Origin of the sequence: Rufibacter psychrotolerans (assembly GCF_016924645.1) — a bacterium.
In the GTDB taxonomy this organism is placed as follows: domain Bacteria; phylum Bacteroidota; class Bacteroidia; order Cytophagales; family Hymenobacteraceae; genus Nibribacter; species Nibribacter psychrotolerans.
Genome location: NZ_JAFFJV010000005.1, coordinates 149,606 through 166,562, shown reverse-complemented (window position 1 = coordinate 166,562; position 16,957 = coordinate 149,606). Strand labels below are relative to the sequence as shown.

Annotated in this window: 16 protein-coding genes; 4 read left to right on the top strand and 12 right to left on the bottom strand. The window is 57.1% G+C overall.

Annotation, left to right across the window (positions count from 1 at the left end):
* Positions 1–88: 88 nt before the first annotated feature.
* From JT718_RS06530 to JT718_RS06520, 3 genes are all read right to left on the bottom strand, one after another.
* A complete protein-coding gene (locus tag JT718_RS06530; RefSeq protein ID WP_205501429.1) occupies positions 89–2,275 on the bottom strand; it encodes a prolyl oligopeptidase family serine peptidase in 2,187 nt (728 codons plus the stop codon).
* Positions 2,276–2,338: 63 nt separating this feature from the next.
* The gene (locus tag JT718_RS06525; protein ID WP_205501428.1) at positions 2,339–3,490 is read right to left on the bottom strand and encodes a hypothetical protein; all 1,152 of its coding nucleotides are present in this window, start codon (positions 3,488–3,490) and stop codon (positions 2,339–2,341) included.
* Positions 3,462–3,920: a hypothetical protein gene (locus tag JT718_RS06520; RefSeq protein ID WP_205501427.1), complete on the bottom strand. Its 459-nt coding sequence runs from the start codon at positions 3,918–3,920 to the stop codon at positions 3,462–3,464. Before JT718_RS06520 ends, JT718_RS06525 begins: the two co-directional genes overlap by 29 nt.
* A gap of 186 nt (positions 3,921–4,106) precedes the next feature.
* On the opposite strand from JT718_RS06520, the gene JT718_RS06515 reads away from it, so the two are divergent.
* From JT718_RS06515 to JT718_RS06505, 3 genes are all read left to right on the top strand, one after another.
* The gene (locus tag JT718_RS06515; protein WP_205501426.1) at positions 4,107–4,508 is read left to right on the top strand and encodes a YciI family protein; all 402 of its coding nucleotides are present in this window, start codon (positions 4,107–4,109) and stop codon (positions 4,506–4,508) included.
* Between the two features lie 465 nt (positions 4,509–4,973).
* Positions 4,974–7,109, top strand: coding sequence for an IPT/TIG domain-containing protein (locus JT718_RS06510; protein ID WP_205501425.1), 2,136 nt, complete (start codon positions 4,974–4,976; stop codon positions 7,107–7,109).
* A gap of 193 nt (positions 7,110–7,302) precedes the next feature.
* The gene (locus JT718_RS06505; RefSeq protein WP_205501418.1) at positions 7,303–8,670 is read left to right on the top strand and encodes a deoxyguanosinetriphosphate triphosphohydrolase; all 1,368 of its coding nucleotides are present in this window, start codon (positions 7,303–7,305) and stop codon (positions 8,668–8,670) included.
* Between the two features lie 309 nt (positions 8,671–8,979).
* Here the strand turns inward: JT718_RS06505 and purU are convergent, their stop codons facing one another.
* The 9 genes from purU to JT718_RS06460 all read right to left on the bottom strand — a co-directional run bounded on the left by purU (position 8,980) and on the right by JT718_RS06460 (position 15,163).
* Complete coding sequence (purU, locus tag JT718_RS06500) at positions 8,980–9,810, bottom strand: formyltetrahydrofolate deformylase (protein WP_205501416.1); 831 nt, start codon at positions 9,808–9,810, stop codon at positions 8,980–8,982.
* Between the two features lie 78 nt (positions 9,811–9,888).
* Entirely contained in the window at positions 9,889–10,566 is a 678-nt protein-coding gene (locus JT718_RS06495) for a DUF2939 domain-containing protein (RefSeq protein ID WP_205501401.1), read from the bottom strand.
* Positions 10,567–10,785: 219 nt separating this feature from the next.
* Complete coding sequence (locus tag JT718_RS06490) at positions 10,786–11,574, bottom strand: ZIP family metal transporter (protein WP_205501399.1); 789 nt, start codon at positions 11,572–11,574, stop codon at positions 10,786–10,788.
* A 3-nt stretch (positions 11,575–11,577) separates the two neighbouring features.
* A complete protein-coding gene (locus JT718_RS06485; protein ID WP_205501396.1) occupies positions 11,578–12,312 on the bottom strand; it encodes an SAM-dependent methyltransferase in 735 nt (244 codons plus the stop codon).
* A gap of 62 nt (positions 12,313–12,374) precedes the next feature.
* Entirely contained in the window at positions 12,375–12,659 is a 285-nt protein-coding gene (locus JT718_RS06480; protein WP_205501395.1) for a heavy metal-binding domain-containing protein, read from the bottom strand.
* An 81-nt stretch (positions 12,660–12,740) separates the two neighbouring features.
* Positions 12,741–13,037 carry a hypothetical protein gene (locus JT718_RS06475; protein WP_205501394.1) on the bottom strand — a complete coding sequence of 99 codons (297 nt, stop codon included), beginning with the start codon at positions 13,035–13,037 and terminating at the stop codon, positions 12,741–12,743.
* A gap of 43 nt (positions 13,038–13,080) precedes the next feature.
* Positions 13,081–13,680, bottom strand: a complete 600-nt coding sequence (locus tag JT718_RS06470) for a hypothetical protein (RefSeq protein WP_205501393.1) — start codon at positions 13,678–13,680, stop codon at positions 13,081–13,083.
* 141 nt (positions 13,681–13,821) lie between these two features.
* A complete protein-coding gene (gene nadC, locus JT718_RS06465; RefSeq protein WP_317195489.1) occupies positions 13,822–14,685 on the bottom strand; it encodes a carboxylating nicotinate-nucleotide diphosphorylase in 864 nt (287 codons plus the stop codon).
* Positions 14,686–14,761: 76 nt separating this feature from the next.
* Positions 14,762–15,163: a DUF4783 domain-containing protein gene (locus JT718_RS06460; protein ID WP_205501391.1), complete on the bottom strand. Its 402-nt coding sequence runs from the start codon at positions 15,161–15,163 to the stop codon at positions 14,762–14,764.
* 141 nt (positions 15,164–15,304) lie between these two features.
* Between JT718_RS06460 and gpmI the strand changes: the two genes are divergently transcribed.
* A complete protein-coding gene (gene gpmI, locus JT718_RS06455; protein ID WP_205501390.1) occupies positions 15,305–16,840 on the top strand; it encodes a 2,3-bisphosphoglycerate-independent phosphoglycerate mutase in 1,536 nt (511 codons plus the stop codon).
* Positions 16,841–16,957: the final 117 nt, after the last annotated feature.

The window sequence follows — 16,957 nt, the reverse complement described above, 5'->3', positions numbered from 1 at the left end:
TCCCGTTTTTAGCCCGAATTCCCCAAAGAAGCACAAAAGCCGATACTCCAGAAGAACATCGGCTTTTGGCTATTGTTGATTTGGTCTTCTACTGCGCTCCGTACGGATTTACGCCCATGTTGTAGAAGGTGAAGGACCAGACATCGGTGGCCTCGGCGATCTGGGCGGTGGTGGATTTACCGGCACCGTGCCCGGCTTTCACGTCTACCCTGATGAGGCACGGGTTAGGTCCCGCGCCTTTCTCCTGCAGCGTGGCGATGTACTTGAACGAGTGGGCCGGTACTACGCGGTCGTCATGATCGGCGGTGGTGACCAGCGTGGCCGGGTAGTTCACGCCTTCCTTGATGTTGTGGATGGGCGAGAACTTCATGAGGTTCTGGAACTGCGCCGGATCATCTGAGGAACCATACTCCGGCACCCAGGCCCACCCGATGGTGAATTTATGGAACCGCAGCATGTCCATCACACCCACGGCCGGCAGGGCCACTTTGAACAGATCCGGACGCTGGTTGGCTACGGCCCCGATCAACAGACCTCCGTTGGAACCACCGGCAATAGCCAGTTTCTGCGGCGAGGTGTATTTCTGGTCTCTCAGGTACTCGGCGGCGGCAATGAAGTCGTCAAATACGTTCTGTTTGTTGGGTGTCATGCCCGCTTTGTGCCAGGCCTCACCGTACTCGCTTCCGCCCCTGATGTTGGCAATGGCCAGCACGCCGCCATTCTCCAGCCACAGCATGCGCGAGATGCTGAAACCAGGCGTCACCGCCGAGTTGAATCCGCCGTAGGCGTACAGGTAGGCGGGGTTGTCGCCGTTCAGTTGCAGGCCTTTCTTGTGCGTGATGAACATAGGTACCTTGGTGCCGTCTTTGCTGGTGTAGAACACCTGCTTGGTCTCATACGCATCCATGTCCACGTCTACCTCGGCCTTGCGGAACAGGGTAGATTTATTGGTTGCCACATCGTACTGGTAAATGGCACTGGGGTAGGTGAAGGAAGTGAAGGTGTAGAATACCGTTTTGTCTTCTTTCTTCCCGTCAAAACCACCGGCGGTACCCAGGGTGGGCAGCTGTACATCATGCAGCCACTTGCCCTTGGTGTCATGCACGCGCACCAAGGTGGCGGCATCTTTCATGTAATTCAAGATCAAACGCCCGTTTACCAGAGAAGCCGAGTTCAAGACGTTCTCGGTCTCGGGCACCAGGGTTTTCCAGTTGGCTTGCTGCGGCTTCTTCAGGTCAATCTCTACCAGCTTGTACTTTGGCGCGCCCTGGTTAGTGAGCACAATGAGCTTGTCGCCTACGTTCTCCACCACGCCGTACTCTTTGTCAAAGCTTTCCACCAGCGGCAAAATAGGGCTATTGGCTTTGGAAAGGTCTTTCACGTACAGGCTGTTGTTGCTGGTGCCTTCAGAGGCGGTTAAAATCAGGTATTTCTCGTCTTGCGTGGTGCCCGCGAACAACAGGCGCAGCGGGTGCTCTTTGGCCTCCCAGATGAGTTTGTCCTGGCTCTGCGGGGTGCCTATTTTGTGGTAGTACACTTTGTGGTACTCGTTCTTGTTGGCCATTTTAGAACCTTGGGTAGGTTCTGGGTAACGGCTGTAAAAGAACCCGTCTTTGTGCCAGCTGGTGCCGGAGAACTTGATCCAGTGCAGCTCATCTGCTAGTTTCTTGCCGGTGGCCACGTCCAACACGTAGGCATCGCGCCAGTCAGAACCACCGGTGGAGGTGGTGTACACCGCGTACCTGGCGTCTTTGCTGAAGGCCAAACTACCTAGCGAGGTAGTTCCGTCTTCTGACAGCTTGTTGGGATCCAGGAAGAGTTCCGGAGTGCCGTTCAGGCCTTTTTGCCGGTACAACACCGCCTGGTTCTGCAGACCGTCGTTCTTGTAGAAGTAGTAATAATCGCCTTCGCGGAACGGAGCGCCGTACTTGGGGTAGTTCCACAGCTTGGTGAGGCGTTGCTTGATCTGCTCCCGGAACGGGATTTTCTCCAGGTAATCAAAGGTAACTTCGTTCTGAGCTTTGACCCAGGCCGCTACGTTCTGGGCCGTATCGGCTTCCAGCCAGCGGTAAGGGTCGGGCACCTGGGTGCCGTGATAAGTATCTACGTGGTTTATTTTCTCGGTTTTCGGGTACATAAAAGATGGTTTAGCAGTGGCTGCCGCCGTCACCGCGGCCTTGTCCTCTGTAGAAACAGAAGCCGACGGAGCATTGGTCTTGCAGCCGGTGATCGCCGCAAAGGCGGCAAGGCATAGAAACGCAGACGGTTTGTTCATGTTGTTTCGGGTTTGTTTTTAGTTAGCGTAAGCTTTTCAGCCTTCCCCAATTTACTCACCAAATTAATCATTTTGCAGGTTAGAGCGGGTGATTCTCCAGTAGAGTTCGGTGAATGGTTTCACCCCCGGGAAGTACAGCAGCCCCGCCAGGTAGTAGTGCCGGTCCAGCAACCGTTGACGGTAGGCCTCAAAGCCGAAGTAGACATCCTGTTCGCCGTTCTCATACTGACGCACATAGCAAGCCTGCCGTTTTCGCCCTGTAAAACGAATTTCCCGCGGAAAACTGTATTGGGTCAGATGCTTCCTGAAAATAAGGCTATATGGGAAAAACAGGCAGAAAACGGTCAGACAGGTCACCACAAAGAAAATAAGGAAGGCGAACTGGTTGATGAGGTGAAAGCAGATGAGCAAAGCGCCAATCCAGGGCCGCAGGGGAGGATGCCAGGCCGCCACTACCGCCGAGGTCAGGAAATAAACCGTGATCACAAACCCGATCTGCCACACCCACGGATACTCCAGATACAGGTGGGCGAATGGAAAAGGCTGGTCATAGTCTCTGAAACTGACCAACGCATTGTACAGGGCCGCCTCAGGTTTGAGCCAATGCACCTCCGGCGATTGAGACAGCAGTTTCTTGCTCAGCGCCGCTATCTTCCACAACCCCGACAAGGTATAGACAAACAGCAACCCAAAATAAAACCAGTTGATGCTTGCGTATTGGTACTTGTCTGGCTCATTCACCGCGGGGCGCTCCACCGCCACGAAGATCAGAAACAGGTGCGCCAACAGAAACAAATGGTTCACGTGCGGCAGATAACCGTAACTCCACAGCACCAGGTTAATCCATAGCAAGGCCGCCGCCAGCATCACTTGCGGGAGCATCGCCTTTTTAAGGAAGAACTTACTCCCATTCGCCAGAGTTGCCACGGCTACTACGCTCCAGAACACTTCCTTTGGCGGGAAAGCAGGCGCGACCAACCGGCCCACCATATTCAGCGGCTCAAACAACTCGGCTGGTCTATCTAAGTACAGGTTGAACTTCTGCACGGCCCAATAGAGCCAGACAAACGTGAAAAGCCGCAATGTCAACTCGGCATAGAAGAAATCTATGCTCGCGCGCAGGTATTGGTTATTGACGACATGAGTGCTGGTCTGATGCTTTCTTTCTGCCGTTGCCTCCATAGAATCAGAACCAGACCACTGTATCGGCTTCATAGTTGTTGGGGTGATGCAGCAGTTCTTCTACCGTGGTGCTTTCCCGCACGATGCGGTATTCACTTGCTTCTGGGTGCAGGTATTTGATCAAGGTATGCAGTCGGGCTTTGCTGTTGGTGGTGCCAGCAGAATCAGCCAAGGTGCGGTTAACCCAGTAGTCTAGGGTGTAGACGTAATCGTCCTGGTCAAAGGTGCGGGTGGGGCGTACGGCTTGCCGTTGAAAGGTCTTTTCCCCGGCGGTACGGGTGTAGATCCGATAGGTGCTGTAGTGATTGTCGCTGCCGCGGGGCTGGGTGAAGAGCTTCCAGTTGGCAAATGGGTACAGCTCGCCCCAGCCTTTGATAAGGGTAAACGAGGAACACAAAGACCCGATGATACTCACCACCACCAGTACCCTAAGCCAGACCAAACGCCGATAAGAGGAGGGCATACGCCGGAAAATTTTATTCACCGATATTAGGGAAAGAATTCCTATATTCCCAATAGGGCAGCAGTCTGCCCCGCAAGCGGTTTCCTCCTCCGTAGAGCCTTTCCCTAGGTTTGCCCTTTGCCCGGTCTTTCCCTGCGAAGTGCTGTCAAGATTTACCTTAACTTAGCTACACCTATTTTTATCTCTATGAAATTAAAGCACTTTTTCCTGTTCGTCGCGCTTCTTTTGGGCGCCGCCACGGTTCAGGCCCAAACCAAACCCATCGCTAAGGAACCCGCCGAGGGCGAGATGAAAACCTATTACATGGCGTTCCTGAAGAAAGGCCCCAACCGCGGGCATGATTCGCTCACCGCCGCCAAGATTCAGGAGGCGCACATGGCGCACATCAACAAAATGGCCGCTGACGGCAAACTCACCCTGGCCGGTCCGTTCCTGGACGACGGTGACCTGCGCGGCATCTTCATCTTCAACGTGCGCACCATGGAAGAAGCCAAAGCCCTCACGGAGGCGGACCCAGCCGTGAAAGCCGGCCGATTGGTGATGGAACTGCACCCGTGGTATGCCCAGAAAGGCGCCAAGCTGCAGTAAGCCCGTTTTGGGGCTACTTTGAAAAAAACAGCCCAAAAACCCGAAAAAATTTCTGCGACTGCACAATATATCCCCGCAAGCCTGCGTTTATAGGGCGTAATAGTTGTTGTGTACAGACCGAAGGGATTCAGCCGGCTTGGCTGGATCCTTTCGTGTTGTAAGGCCCTTTGGTTTCTGGCTCATTTTGTGAGATTCGGGCCAAAAACAGGGACCGCTTTCTTACCCATCGCACAATATCAGCGACTGCCCGGCGTTTCTATCCTGAAGTAGTTTCTGTTTAGCTTATTGGGGCATCTGTCTGTAGGGATAGGTGCCCCAATTTTTTTAGGCCCCGCGCACTTTCCCAGCCATCCGCAGAGAGTATATATCCGTAGTAGTATTGCATTGGTGTCACTGGTCCAGTAACTTACTACAGCGGAGGACTCCATGCTGGTATCACCTTCTGCACAACTAGCAATGGCAACTATGAAGCATAGGTTTACGCGCCTTTCCTCTTTTTTCCAAAAGAACTTTCTTACGGTTTTCCTCCTGGCGTTAGGGCTGGCGCTGGCGGGCCCCGTTACCGCGCAGGACGTGTGCCTGCTGGTGCCCCTTTCTCTGGAAGAGCGGGTAGACTCCGCAGACCTGGTGGTGGAGGGCAAAGTCATTAAACAGCGCTCCTTCTGGGACGACCAGCACAAGAACATCTACACCGCGCATACCGTGGAGGTGTACAAAGTATTCAAGGGCAGCCCTGCGGCCAACACTGTGGAAATCATCACCGAGGGAGGCCAGGTAGGTCTGGACATTCATGTGTACTCGGCTACCCTGCAGCTCAAACCGCAGCAGCAGGGCGTGTTTTTCCTGCAGCCGGCCAAGCGCAAGGTGGCCAAGGCGCGCTATGAGGTATTTGGCAGCATGCAGGGCTTTATCAAGTACGAACTCCCGCAGGGCACGGCCAAAGATCCGTTTGCCCGGTACTCCTCCATTGCCATGCAGGTGTACAGCCCGCTCAGGCGCTTGTCGGGCAGCGCCCTGCGCACCATCAAGGCCAATCCAGACCTGGAAGAGGCCCTGAAACCCAAGGCCGCCACCCAGAACCAGCGCCGGCTCATTCCCTCCATCACCAGCTTCAATCCCACCACCTTACGGGCCGGTACCGGCGACGTGCTCACCATCATGGGAAGCAACTTCGGGAACACGCGAGGCAACGGGTTTGTGGAGTTCCGCAACGCCGATGACGGGGGACAAACCTTCATCAAGCCCCTGGCCACCGATTACCTCAGCTGGACCGATACCGAGATCAGGGTGAAAGTGCCCACCCACGGCGAAGACGGCGGCACCGCGGGCACCGGCGTGTTCAGGGTGGTGAACAATGATCCCAACACGGCCACCTCGGCCACCCAGCTCACCATCATCTACGCCCATTCCAACGTGAGCTATGAAGACGCCGAGCGGGGCATTCCGCTGCAAAGTTTTCAGCCGCGGCTCATCTCGCAGAACGGGCAGGGCGGCTATACGTTCCGGTTCGGGGCCAGTTTTGAGAACAACACGCCGGCCCTCTACGCCTTTAAGCGGGCCATGAACGAGTGGTCCTGCAACACCTACGTGAACTGGGTGGCCGCCTCTAATGTGCCCATTGCCACCACCGAGGAAGACAACGTGAACTCGGTGCGGTTTACCACCTCCGGCGAGCTGCCCAACAATGTGCTGGGACGCACCATCAGCCGCTACCGGGGCTGCATTGTGGGTACCACGGTCAATTTTTGGGTGCGCGAGATTGACATGGAGTACGCCTCTAACTTTAACTGGCAGTATGGGCCAGAACCCGCCACCAACCAGCAGTTCGACTTCCAGTCGGTGGTGCTGCATGAGTTGGGGCACGGCCACCAGCTCAGCCACCTGATCTTGCCGCGGGCGGTCATGCACTACGCCGTGGCCCGGGGGCAGTCTTCGCGCGTGCTGAACCCGCTCAGCGACATTGCCGGCGGCAACTACGTGATAGCCCGCAGCCAGGTGCCTTTCTCCTGCAACGCGGCCCTCATGGTGCCCAAAACCGCCAACGCCTGCGCCATTCCGGTGGAGTTGATAATACTGGAGGGCGTGCTCACCAGCGAGAACCAGGTGCTGCTGCAGTGGACCACCCAGCAGGAGGTAGGCATCACCGAGTTCTTGATTGAGCGCAGCCCCGACGGGGTGGCCTACACCACCATTGGCTCTGTGCCTGCCCAGGGCGGTCCCAACACGGCCCGCTCGTACCAGTTCACCGACCCGGCCCCTTTTCCTAACCTCAACTATTACCGCCTGCGGGTAGTCAGGACCAACAACGCCACGGAGTACTCTGAGGTGGTGCAGGTGGCGGGTCCAAACTTCACGGTACAGCTGGCCCCCAATCCTGGTGGCAACCAGACGTTTCTGTACTTCAGGACCACCGAGGAGGAGAAAGTTAACCTGGTGATCTATGACGTGGCAGGTCGGGTCTTCGGTACCGTTGAGCTGAACGTGGCCCCCGAGTCGAACCGCTATGAGCTCACCCTGCCGCCCATCGGCCGCGGACTGTTCCTGATCAGGTGGGAGACGGCGCGGGAAAGCGGCACCATCCGGTACCTGAAACTGGAGTAAAGCCTACTTTAGGTTGCTCCGGCGCTGGGTTTGTGGTCCTGCGCCTGGCTGGGAGCATCCCTTCGCCTTAAAAAAAAACTCCGTTTAGGGGCTGTTTTCTGCAAAACGGCTCTTAAATGGAGTTTTCTTTTACCCGGCCGGGGAGTTGCATGGCACGGTGGCTCACCGTAGCTTAGGGTTTTAGAGTTTTGCCATGCCACAGATGAACTGGGAGCGCCTGATCTCCAAGAAACGCTTTGACACCCAAACCCAGGCCCACGCCACCGATGAGTCGGTGCGCGGGGAGTTCCAGCGCGACTATGACCGACTGGTCTTTTCCACGCCGTTCAGGCGCCTGCAGAACAAGACGCAGGTCATGCCCATGCCCGAGAGCGACTTTGTGCACAACCGCCTTACCCACAGCCTGGAGACTTCGTGCGTGGGCCGTTCTTTGGGCCGCATGGTGGGCAAGGTGCTGCTGGAGCGTCACCCGGGCATTCTGGAGGCCCATCCGGGCATGCTGGAGTCAGACTTCGGGGACATGGTGGCAGCCGCCTGCCTCACCCATGACATCGGCAACCCGCCGTTCGGCCATTCCGGCGAAGACGCCATTTCCTCTTTCTTCAGGAGCCCTGAGGCGGCGGGTTTCCTGCAGAGCCTCACCCCAGCCCAAACCGCCGACCTGCAGAACTTTGAGGGCAACGCCGCCGGCTTCAGGATTCTCACCCACACGCACCCGGGCCAAAGCACCGGCACCTGCGGCATGCGCCTCACGTACAGCACGCTGGCCACGTTCACCAAGTACCCGCGCCCCTCAGACCAGGTGGTAAAGGGCAGCAAGCGCGCCAGCGAGAAGAAATACGGCTTTTTTCAGGCCGAGCAGGCCCACTTCAGCAAGATCGCCCAGGAACTGGGCATGCTGCCCGCCGGCGAACACGCGTTTCACCGCCACCCGCTGGCGTTTCTGGTAGAGGCCGCCGATGACATCTGTTACCGCATCATTGACTTTGAGGACGGCTGCCGCCTGGGGCTCATCCCGTTTGAGCAGGCCCGCGAGCTGCTGCACCCACTCCTGAACGAGCGCCCGGGCAAGGTGCACAGCACCACGTTCCACGACTGGCGCGAGCAGCTGGGCGTCTGGCGGGCCGTGATCATCAACAACCTGATCTACGAATGCGCGGGCATTTTCCTGGAGCACGAGGCCGAAATCCTGGACGGCACCTTTGACCAGTCGCTGATTAACCTGGTGCAGCAGAAAGAGGCACTGGATGCCATCAAGAAGATCTCCATTGACCGCATCTACCGCAACCGGCCGGTGCTGGAGATTGAGGCTGCCGGCTTTGAGGTGCTGGGCGGTTTGCTGGAGGCTTTTCTGAAGGCCGTGTTTGACCCCACCACCGGCCGGCACCGCAAGTACCTGGACCTGGTGCCCGATCAGTTCCTGGGTCCTCAGCGCCAGATTTCCCCGGATACCTACGAGAAGATCCTCAACATCACCGACTTCATCTCGGGCCTCACCGACAGCAGCGCCATTGGCCTGTACCGCAAGATCAAAGGAATAGAACTGCCCCGGATGTACTAGAGGATTGTTGATTGTCTATTGCTGATTGTTTTCCTGCGATGAGTAGAAAGGCGGCGCTTGGGGGCTGTTTTTTGGGAAACGGCACCTAAATAGACAGGGAGATACCATAGGATTTACACAAATCTTGGCTTCTCCCTCTTTTGTCATCCTGAAAGGACCTTGTGGACGAACTAGAAAGGCTTTGCGTAGCTGCCTTTACTGTTTGCTCACAAGATCTTTCCAAGAGGACAAAGAAGAGGGAAGGAGGCTATGGATGGGGCTACCGCCTTGGCAAGGAAGCCAACTTAACCCCACCACCAGCCTCACCCCTTAAAAGATGATGGTCTTATTGTTGCTCACGAACACCCGCTCAGCGAAGACCAATTTAAGCGCCTGCGCCAGCACAATCTTCTCCACATCACGGCCCGACTGCGCCATTTCCCGGGGGCCCTGGGTGTGGTTTACCTGAATCACGTTCTGGGCAATGATGGGCCCCTCGTCCAGGTCACTGTTCACAAAGTGGGCCGTGGCGCCAATGATCTTCACGCCCCGCTCATAGGCCTGCCGGTAGGGGTTAGCGCCAATAAACGCGGGCAGGAACGAATGGTGGATGTTGATGATGCGGTTGGGGAACTGGGCCACAAACCCGGGGCTCAACACCCGCATGTACTTGGCCAGCACCACGTACTCGGGTTGGTAGAGACTGATGACCTGGCTCATCTCCAGATCATGGTTCTCGCGCGTCTTATGGTCATGGGAGACGTGGTGAAACGGAATCCCGAACCGGGACACCAGTGACTCCAGCTCTGCATAGTTGCCCAGCACCGCCAGGATGTTGGCGTTCAGGTCGCCGTACTCGTGGCGCAGCAGCAGGTCGCCCAGGCAGTGGTGCTCCTTGGTCACCAGCAGGACGATGTCTTTCTTGCGCTCCGGCACTAGCCGGATGTTGGCCTCGGGGGGCAGCTCGGCCTGGAGTTCCCGCACCAGCTTCTGGGGGAGCACTTCGCCGGCCAACTCGGCCCGCATGAAGAACTGGTTCTGCTGCCGGTCTACAAACTCATCATTGCTGGTGATGTTGAGGTTGTTCCGGAACACAATCTGCGTAATGGTGAAGATAAGGCCCTTTCGGTCTGGGCAGTCAATCAGGAGGATGTGTACCATGGGTGCTTGTGATCTTGCGGCCGTTTTAAGTCCTTTTGGCCGAAAACGGCGCTAAAACGGCTTGGGGCAGGTGCAGGGTTAGAAACGGAGCTTTTGCAGCTCGGGTAAGTCTTTGAGTTGTTTGAAGGTTTCCAGCAGGCCCAGCTGCTTCATGACCGCGCCGGCGTTCGGCAAGCCCACTACCTGCCAGTAGGTGCCCTGGTCCAGCATCTTCACTTCCACAATCACCGGGTTGGGGTGGGAGGGCACCCGCAGGTCTAAGCCCACCACCGCCAAAGAATCCTCGCGGTTCACGTAGGAGATGCCTTCCAGGCGGCTGTTGCGCAGCGGGTTTTCCTGCAGCAGCTTCTGCACGGGCAATACTCGCTGCAGTTGCTCCCAGTCTTCCTCACTGATCTGGGCCGGCGGGCCGGTGCCGGCTTTGCCGTGCTGCACGTACTGCTCAATGCCGCCGCGCAGGGCCTGCAGCACTTCGCCCTTCTTGGAGGCCATGGCCATGCCCAGCGCCATGGCGGCCATAGCCTGTTCTTTCTGGGGCAGCTCGGCCATGCCGGCCTGCACGGCCTGGTCCAGGAAACTGGCGGTGGTACGGTCCACGTCTACGTACTTCTCCAGCGCCACCAGGTCGCGGTTGTCTACGGCTTGCTTTATCTGGTACAAAGAGAACTCAGGCCCCTGGGCATAGCGCTTGTAGAGCCAGAAACCAACGGCTCCTACCAATGCCAGCACAGAGAGCCAAACCATCACTTTCTTCATAAGGAGTTTTCTTGGGTGGAAGCGTACTTCTACGCAATGTATTGCCGGTGGCCCATGCTCCCGCGCCCCTCCTAGTTTTATAAGCTGGTAGGGAGCGGGTAGCAAAGGCACTTCTATCTCCTCAGACGCAAAAAGCCGCCTGCTTGTTTTTGCCTCTTTTTCTTGAAAGTACGCTAAAAACAAACAGGCGGCTCTATGCAGGCTAGTTATGGCGAAGATTTACAGCATGCCCGCGGCAATGGCAATCAGGGCGCCGGCCAGCGTGGCCAGCAGTTTGCCCTGGTTGAAGCGGTGCTCTGGGCTGGTTTCAAACAAGATGGTGGTGGAAATGTGCAGGAAATTGCCCACTACCAAACCCGACAGCACGGTATAGGCCTCGCCGGAAAGCAGCTTTTCCAGGGCCACGTAGTTGCTGAACAGCAAGCCCAGCGGCGAAGCCACGGCAAACAGGAGCAGGTACCCGAAGGCTTTCCGGAAACTGTGCAGCCGCGTCACCAGCACCGACATCAGCGCAATGGCCGCCGGAATGTGGTGCAGCGCAATGCCCGCCAGAATGTGGTAGAAGTTGTCGCCTACATGGTGGTGGCTGTGCAGGTGTTCATGTACCTGCTGGGCGGCCATGCGGCTCTGCACCATTACGCTGCCCTCCAGAAACGAGTGGATCACCAGCGAGGTCAACAGCAGAACTGGCACCGTGCCACCCGCGTGATGGTGGTCATGCTGCCCGGCCGGGTGCGCGTGGATGTGCCCGTGCTCTACCCCGTGCGAGAAGACCTCCAGCACCAGCTGCAGGAAAAAGCCCGCCAGAATGTAGAACCCCACGCGGTGCGGGTCCTGGGTACTCAGCAGCACATCTGGCAAAATGTGCAGGATGGTGAGCGCAAACAGGTACGCCCCGCTAAACGCCAGCAGCAACTTTAGCCAGCGCTGGTTGTTCTGGGGCAGGAAACGCACCAGCCAACCGGCCAGCACCACGGTACTAAATAGAACGGAGACCGCTACTATCATGGGTTATTTCTTCAGGATGAAAATCATGCGCTCGCTCTTCTGCGGATCAAACGGGTTTAGCTGGTAATCGCCGAACACGTCTGCCAACCGCAGCCGGGCCATCTGGAAGTACTCCAGAAACTCCTCATAGTGGAGCGCCCGCACTCTTTCCACAAATTCATACGGCTGGCCCTGGTCCTCAAACCGGATGGTCTTCAGGATAAAGCCGGCCTCTACTTTTCTAGTGATGTGGAAGGTGATGCCCTCTACCTGCTTGGTTTCCTGCGCCACCAGCCGCCCAATGACCCGGGGCGTGTTCATGAAGTCAATGACCAGCTTGCCGCCGGTTTTGAGGGCGGCGGTAGTGGCCCGCAAGGCTACCACGTTCTCGGCATCGGCCTTGAAGTACCCAAAGCTGGTGAACAGGTTGAACACAAAGTCAAACGCCTCTGGCCGGAACACCTCGCGCATGTCATGCACGTAGAAGCGCAGCTTCTCGTTCTCAAACTGCCGGGCGTAGGCAATGTTGTGCTCAGACAGGTCCAGGCCGGTGACCTCATAGCCTTGCTGGTTGAGGTACACGGCGTGCCGCCCTTTGCCGCAGGCCAGGTCCATGAACGTGCAGGTGGGCTTGGGCCTGAGGTGCTCCAGCAGCCGGTCTAAAAAGCGCTGGGCCTCTTGGGCATCACGGTTCCTGTACAGTACATGGTAGTACGGCGAGTCAAACCAAGTGTGGAACCAATCGGCCGGTTGTGTCATGCGGGGGTGCGGGGAAAGAGGAAGAAGGCGGCCGTTTCAGCGGCACCTCCTCGGGCGAAGCCTTACAGGGTAACCGTTGAGTCAGCAGGGGCCTGATACGCCGGGTTTTTCTCCAGGTCCATGCCGCACACCGGGCATTTGCCGGGCTGCATGCTGGCGCTGCCCTCGCACTCCATGGGGCAGATGTAGGCCATTTGCTGAGCTGGGGTGCCGGCGGCTGTGGTATCCTGGGCTGCTCCCTGGTGCTCTGCAGTGGCGGGCTGCTCCTGCGTGCCAGAACTGTTGCAGGAAGTTACCGTGGCGGCGGTGGCCAGGGCCAGGGCCCAGGCAATGAAAATCTTTCTCATAGAAAATAAAAGGTACGCCGAAGCCCGTTTTTGGCCGGTTTACAGAAAAACCGGCCAAAAACGGGCTTCGGGCAGGGTTGGCTATTCGTGGTTTTCTACCGCTTCTTTTTGGACGCTTTTCTGGGCAGGAGCAACTTCTTCCTGCTTTTTGGTATTGGTAGGGTTCTCGTGCTCGTCGTGGTTGATGTGTACATCCGGACGAGTCACGGCCTCTTCATTGTTCCCATTGTCAATGTTGGCCGTGTTGTTCCGCATTCCTGGGGGCACGTAGTCGGTGGTAACTTTTACTTCAGGACGCAGGTCAGACGGTTGGCTGCTGCAGGAAGCCAGGACAAGCGCACCGGCTACAGCAAAAACAGAAAGGATATTTTTTATCATTTTTAAGGAAGTTAAGTCTAAAACAGATTCTTGGTTTAGACGCTTATGCAGGAATAAGGTTTTTACGGCGCAACAGGGACTCCATCAATTTCAAATCATTGGGGCTGTTGAAGATTTTGTACGGCAGGTGCAGGAACACCGGCACGTTGAAGGTTTTGGCCAGCCAGCCTTTCCAGCCTTTGGGCAACTGGTCGGCCGCCGGGCCTTTGAGGTACAGTTGGTAGGCGTCTTTGGTCTGGCTCACGCGGTCAATCATGTCCCACTGCAGGGCCATGCCCTCGCGGTCGTTGCGCTTCATCAGGATCTGGCGCTGGTCTATCTCAAACATCACGCGCTCAAACAGCACGTTGCTCTGCTCCATCTGGGTCACGCCCATCACCTGCGCAGAGCGCACCAGGATGTAGAGCACGGTTACAATTACGGCACCGGCCACCCACCACCAGGAGAACTCATAAGCTGCCGGCAGGGAGAACAGCACCAGCGGAATAAGCGCCCGCCACCACTCTTTCTTCCAGACCTGTGCTAGCGCCATTTTGGCGTAATCATTCTTGTCCAGCTGATTCTTCTTCGTACGGATTGCCAGCGGATTAAAAGGCTGCTGTTGCTGAACCCGTTGCCCCCCTCTTTGACTTGGTTGTTGCATAGTGTTAATTAGTGTCAGGCGTGGTAGGTTTTGGGGCTGTTTTCTAGATAATGCGCCCAAAACGCGCCGGCCTGCTTCTCCTCTTTCTTTCTCTCTTTTACTTGTTTACGATATTTTAAAGCTAGTGGACCGTTCAGCTGCTTAATCTTTGAACGCCTTCAGGCTCAGGTCCAGGCTGCGGTTAGAGTGCGTCAAGGCCCCCACGGAGATAAAGTTCACCCCGGTCTCGGCCACCGCCCTGATGGTCTGCTCCGTAATACCGCCTGAGGCCTCGGTCTCGTACCGCCCGCCAATCAGCGCCACCGCTTCGCGCAGCGTATCCACCGCAAAGTTGTCCAGCATGATGCGGTCAATGCCGCCAGTCTCCAGCGCCTCACGCACCTCGGCCAGGTTGCGGGTTTCCACCTCAATCCTGAGCGGCTTGCCCAGCTTCTCCAGGTAGCGGTGCGTGGCTTCAATGGCCTGCCTGATGCCGCCGGCGTAGTCCACGTGGTTGTCTTTGAGCATGATCATGTCATACAGGCCAAACCGGTGGTTGGTGCCGCCGCCAATCAGCACGGCCCATTTCTCCATCATCCGGAAGTTAGGCGTGGTCTTGCGGGTGTCCAGCAACCGGGCGCCGGTGCCTTCAATCAGCTTCACCAGGCTCTGGGTGTAGGTGGCAATGCCGCTCATGCGCTGCATGCAGTTGAGTACCAGCCGCTCGGCGGTTAAGATAGACCGGGCCTTGCCGTGCACGGTGAACACCACGTCCCCGGGACTGATCTGGGCGCCGTCCTGTAAAAACACCTCCAGCCGCAGCGTGGGGTCTACTTCATGGAAGATTTTCCACGCCAGTTCTACCCCGGCCAGCACGCCCCGGTCTTTCACCAGGAGCTTGGCCTGGTTCTGGGCAGTCTCCGGAATGGCCGCCAGAGACGAGTGGTCGCCGTCGGCAACGTCTTCCTGCAGGGCCTGCCGGATAAAGGCCCTCATGCCTTCTTGGGTAAGGTAGGATGCTTTCACAGTGCAAAAATAAAAAAAGGCACCAAACATTTGGTGCCTTTTCTTTGGATTGTCCAGTTAAGGGGAATATATCTGGTTATTTAAACTCAATAGTGTCAATCTTATAGGAATCGCCGTACTTCTTCACCTTCACCACCACGTTGTAGCGGCCGCCCTTGTGGGCGTATTTGCCAATGGCGTAGCGCTGGCCGTCTTCTGAGCCGCCCTGGTGGTCAAAGCTGAACCCCAGCGGGGCGTTTTTACTGAAGAAGTTACGCACCACCATCTCGGCCTGGCTCTGGCTGTAGCTGCCGTTGTCGCCGTCTATGTTCACGTCTACCTTAGAATTGAAGTAGCGGGCCAGGTCGCGCGAGGAACCCGCCCTGATAGCCGACTGAATGCCGCCCATAACGTCAGACTGAGCAGCAACCTGTCCGGCACCCACCAGTATTCCCAACAGCACCAAGGTCATCGCCATCAATCTTCTGAAATTTTTCATGTCTTTGTTTCCCAAGTTTTACTTCTTCAGTGCCAAAACTATGCCAAAGGCAGATAAGTTCACCGGCCTAAAGATACAGGAAATCTGCAGAAACAAACCGCCATGGCTCTTTTTTCAAGCTAGGCTTGTATCTTTACGCGCATGAGCAAAAAGGTACTTTTGATGATTCTAGACGGGTGGGGACTGGGAACAGACCCTTCCGTATCGGCGATAGCACACGCGAATACTCCTTTCATGGATTCCCTGTTCCACCGTTTTCCGCACGCCCGCCTGCAGGCCTCCGGCGAGGCCGTGGGCCTGCCCGAAGGGCAGATGGGTAACTCTGAGGTAGGCCACATGAACCTGGGCGCGGGCCGCGTGGTGTACCAGGACCTGGTGCGCGTGAACGTAGCCATTAGGGAGAAAACCCTGGGCCAGAACCCGGTGCTGCAAGACGCCTGGCAATACGCCCGCCAGCACAACAAGCCCGTACACTTCATTGGCCTGGTGTCTGACGGCGGCGTGCACTCGCACATTGACCACCTCAAGGCCCTGTGCACCATTGCGCAGGAAGAGGGCGTTTCAGACGTATTTGTGCACGCCTTTACTGATGGCCGCGACACCGACCCCAAAGGCGGCCTGGCGTACCTGACCGATTTACAGGCTACCTTAGATAAAACCGGCGGAAAACTAGCCTCTATCATTGGCCGCTACTACGCCATGGACCGTGACAACCGCTGGGAACGCGTGAAACTGGCCTATGACCTGCTGGTACACGCCAACGGCCGGGGCTCGGTGAACTGGCGCGAAGCCGTGCAGGAGTCCTATGACAACGGCACCACCGATGAGTTTATCCAGCCCATTGTGTGCCTGAACGAGGAAGGCGAACCCACCGCCAAGATTCAGGAGGGTGACGTGGTGATCTGCTTCAACTTCCGGACCGACCGGGGCCGCGAGATCACGCAGGCCCTGACGCAGCGCGCCTTCCCTGAGCAGGACATGCAGCCCCTGAACCTGCGCTACTACACGCTCACCAACTATGATGACACCTTTGTAGGCGTGCAGCCCATCTTTGACAAAGACAACTTGGCCAACACCCTGGGCGAAGTTTTGGCCAACGCCGGCAAAACCCAGATCAGGATTGCCGAGACCGAGAAATACCCGCACGTGACGTTCTTCTTCTCCGGCGGCCGCGAGCAGCCGTTTGAGGGCGAGAAGCGCCTGCTGTGCCCTTCGCCTAAAGTGGCCACCTATGACCTGCAGCCCGAGATGAGCGCCTTTGACATCAGAGACGCCATTGTGCCCGAGATAGAAGGGGAGACCGCTGACTTTATCTGCCTCAACTTCGCCAACCCAGACATGGTGGGCCACACCGGCGTGTTTGAGGCGGCCGTGAAAGCGGTGGAAACGGTTGACCGGTGCGCCGAGGCTGTGGTGAACGCCGCCCTGGCACACGGGTACGCGTCCATCATCATCGCCGACCACGGCAACGCCGATGTGATGCGCAACCCAGACGGCACGCCCAACACTGCCCACACCACCAACCTGGTGCCCGTGATCTTAGCCGATAACGACTACAAAGGAGAACTGCAGGACGGGAAACTGGGCGACATTGCCCCCACCGTACTGGCCCTCCTGGGCGTACAGGCTCCCGCTGACATGACCGGCACCTCGCTGCTGATCCCTGCCACGGAGTAACCCCTGATCTATAGGAAACGGAGACAAAGGAGCGGCTTTGGCGTGCTTTGTCTCCGTTTTTTATCTGTTTTGCGTACAACAGGCCCAAAACGCCCGTTCTCACCTATTAGCCTTCGC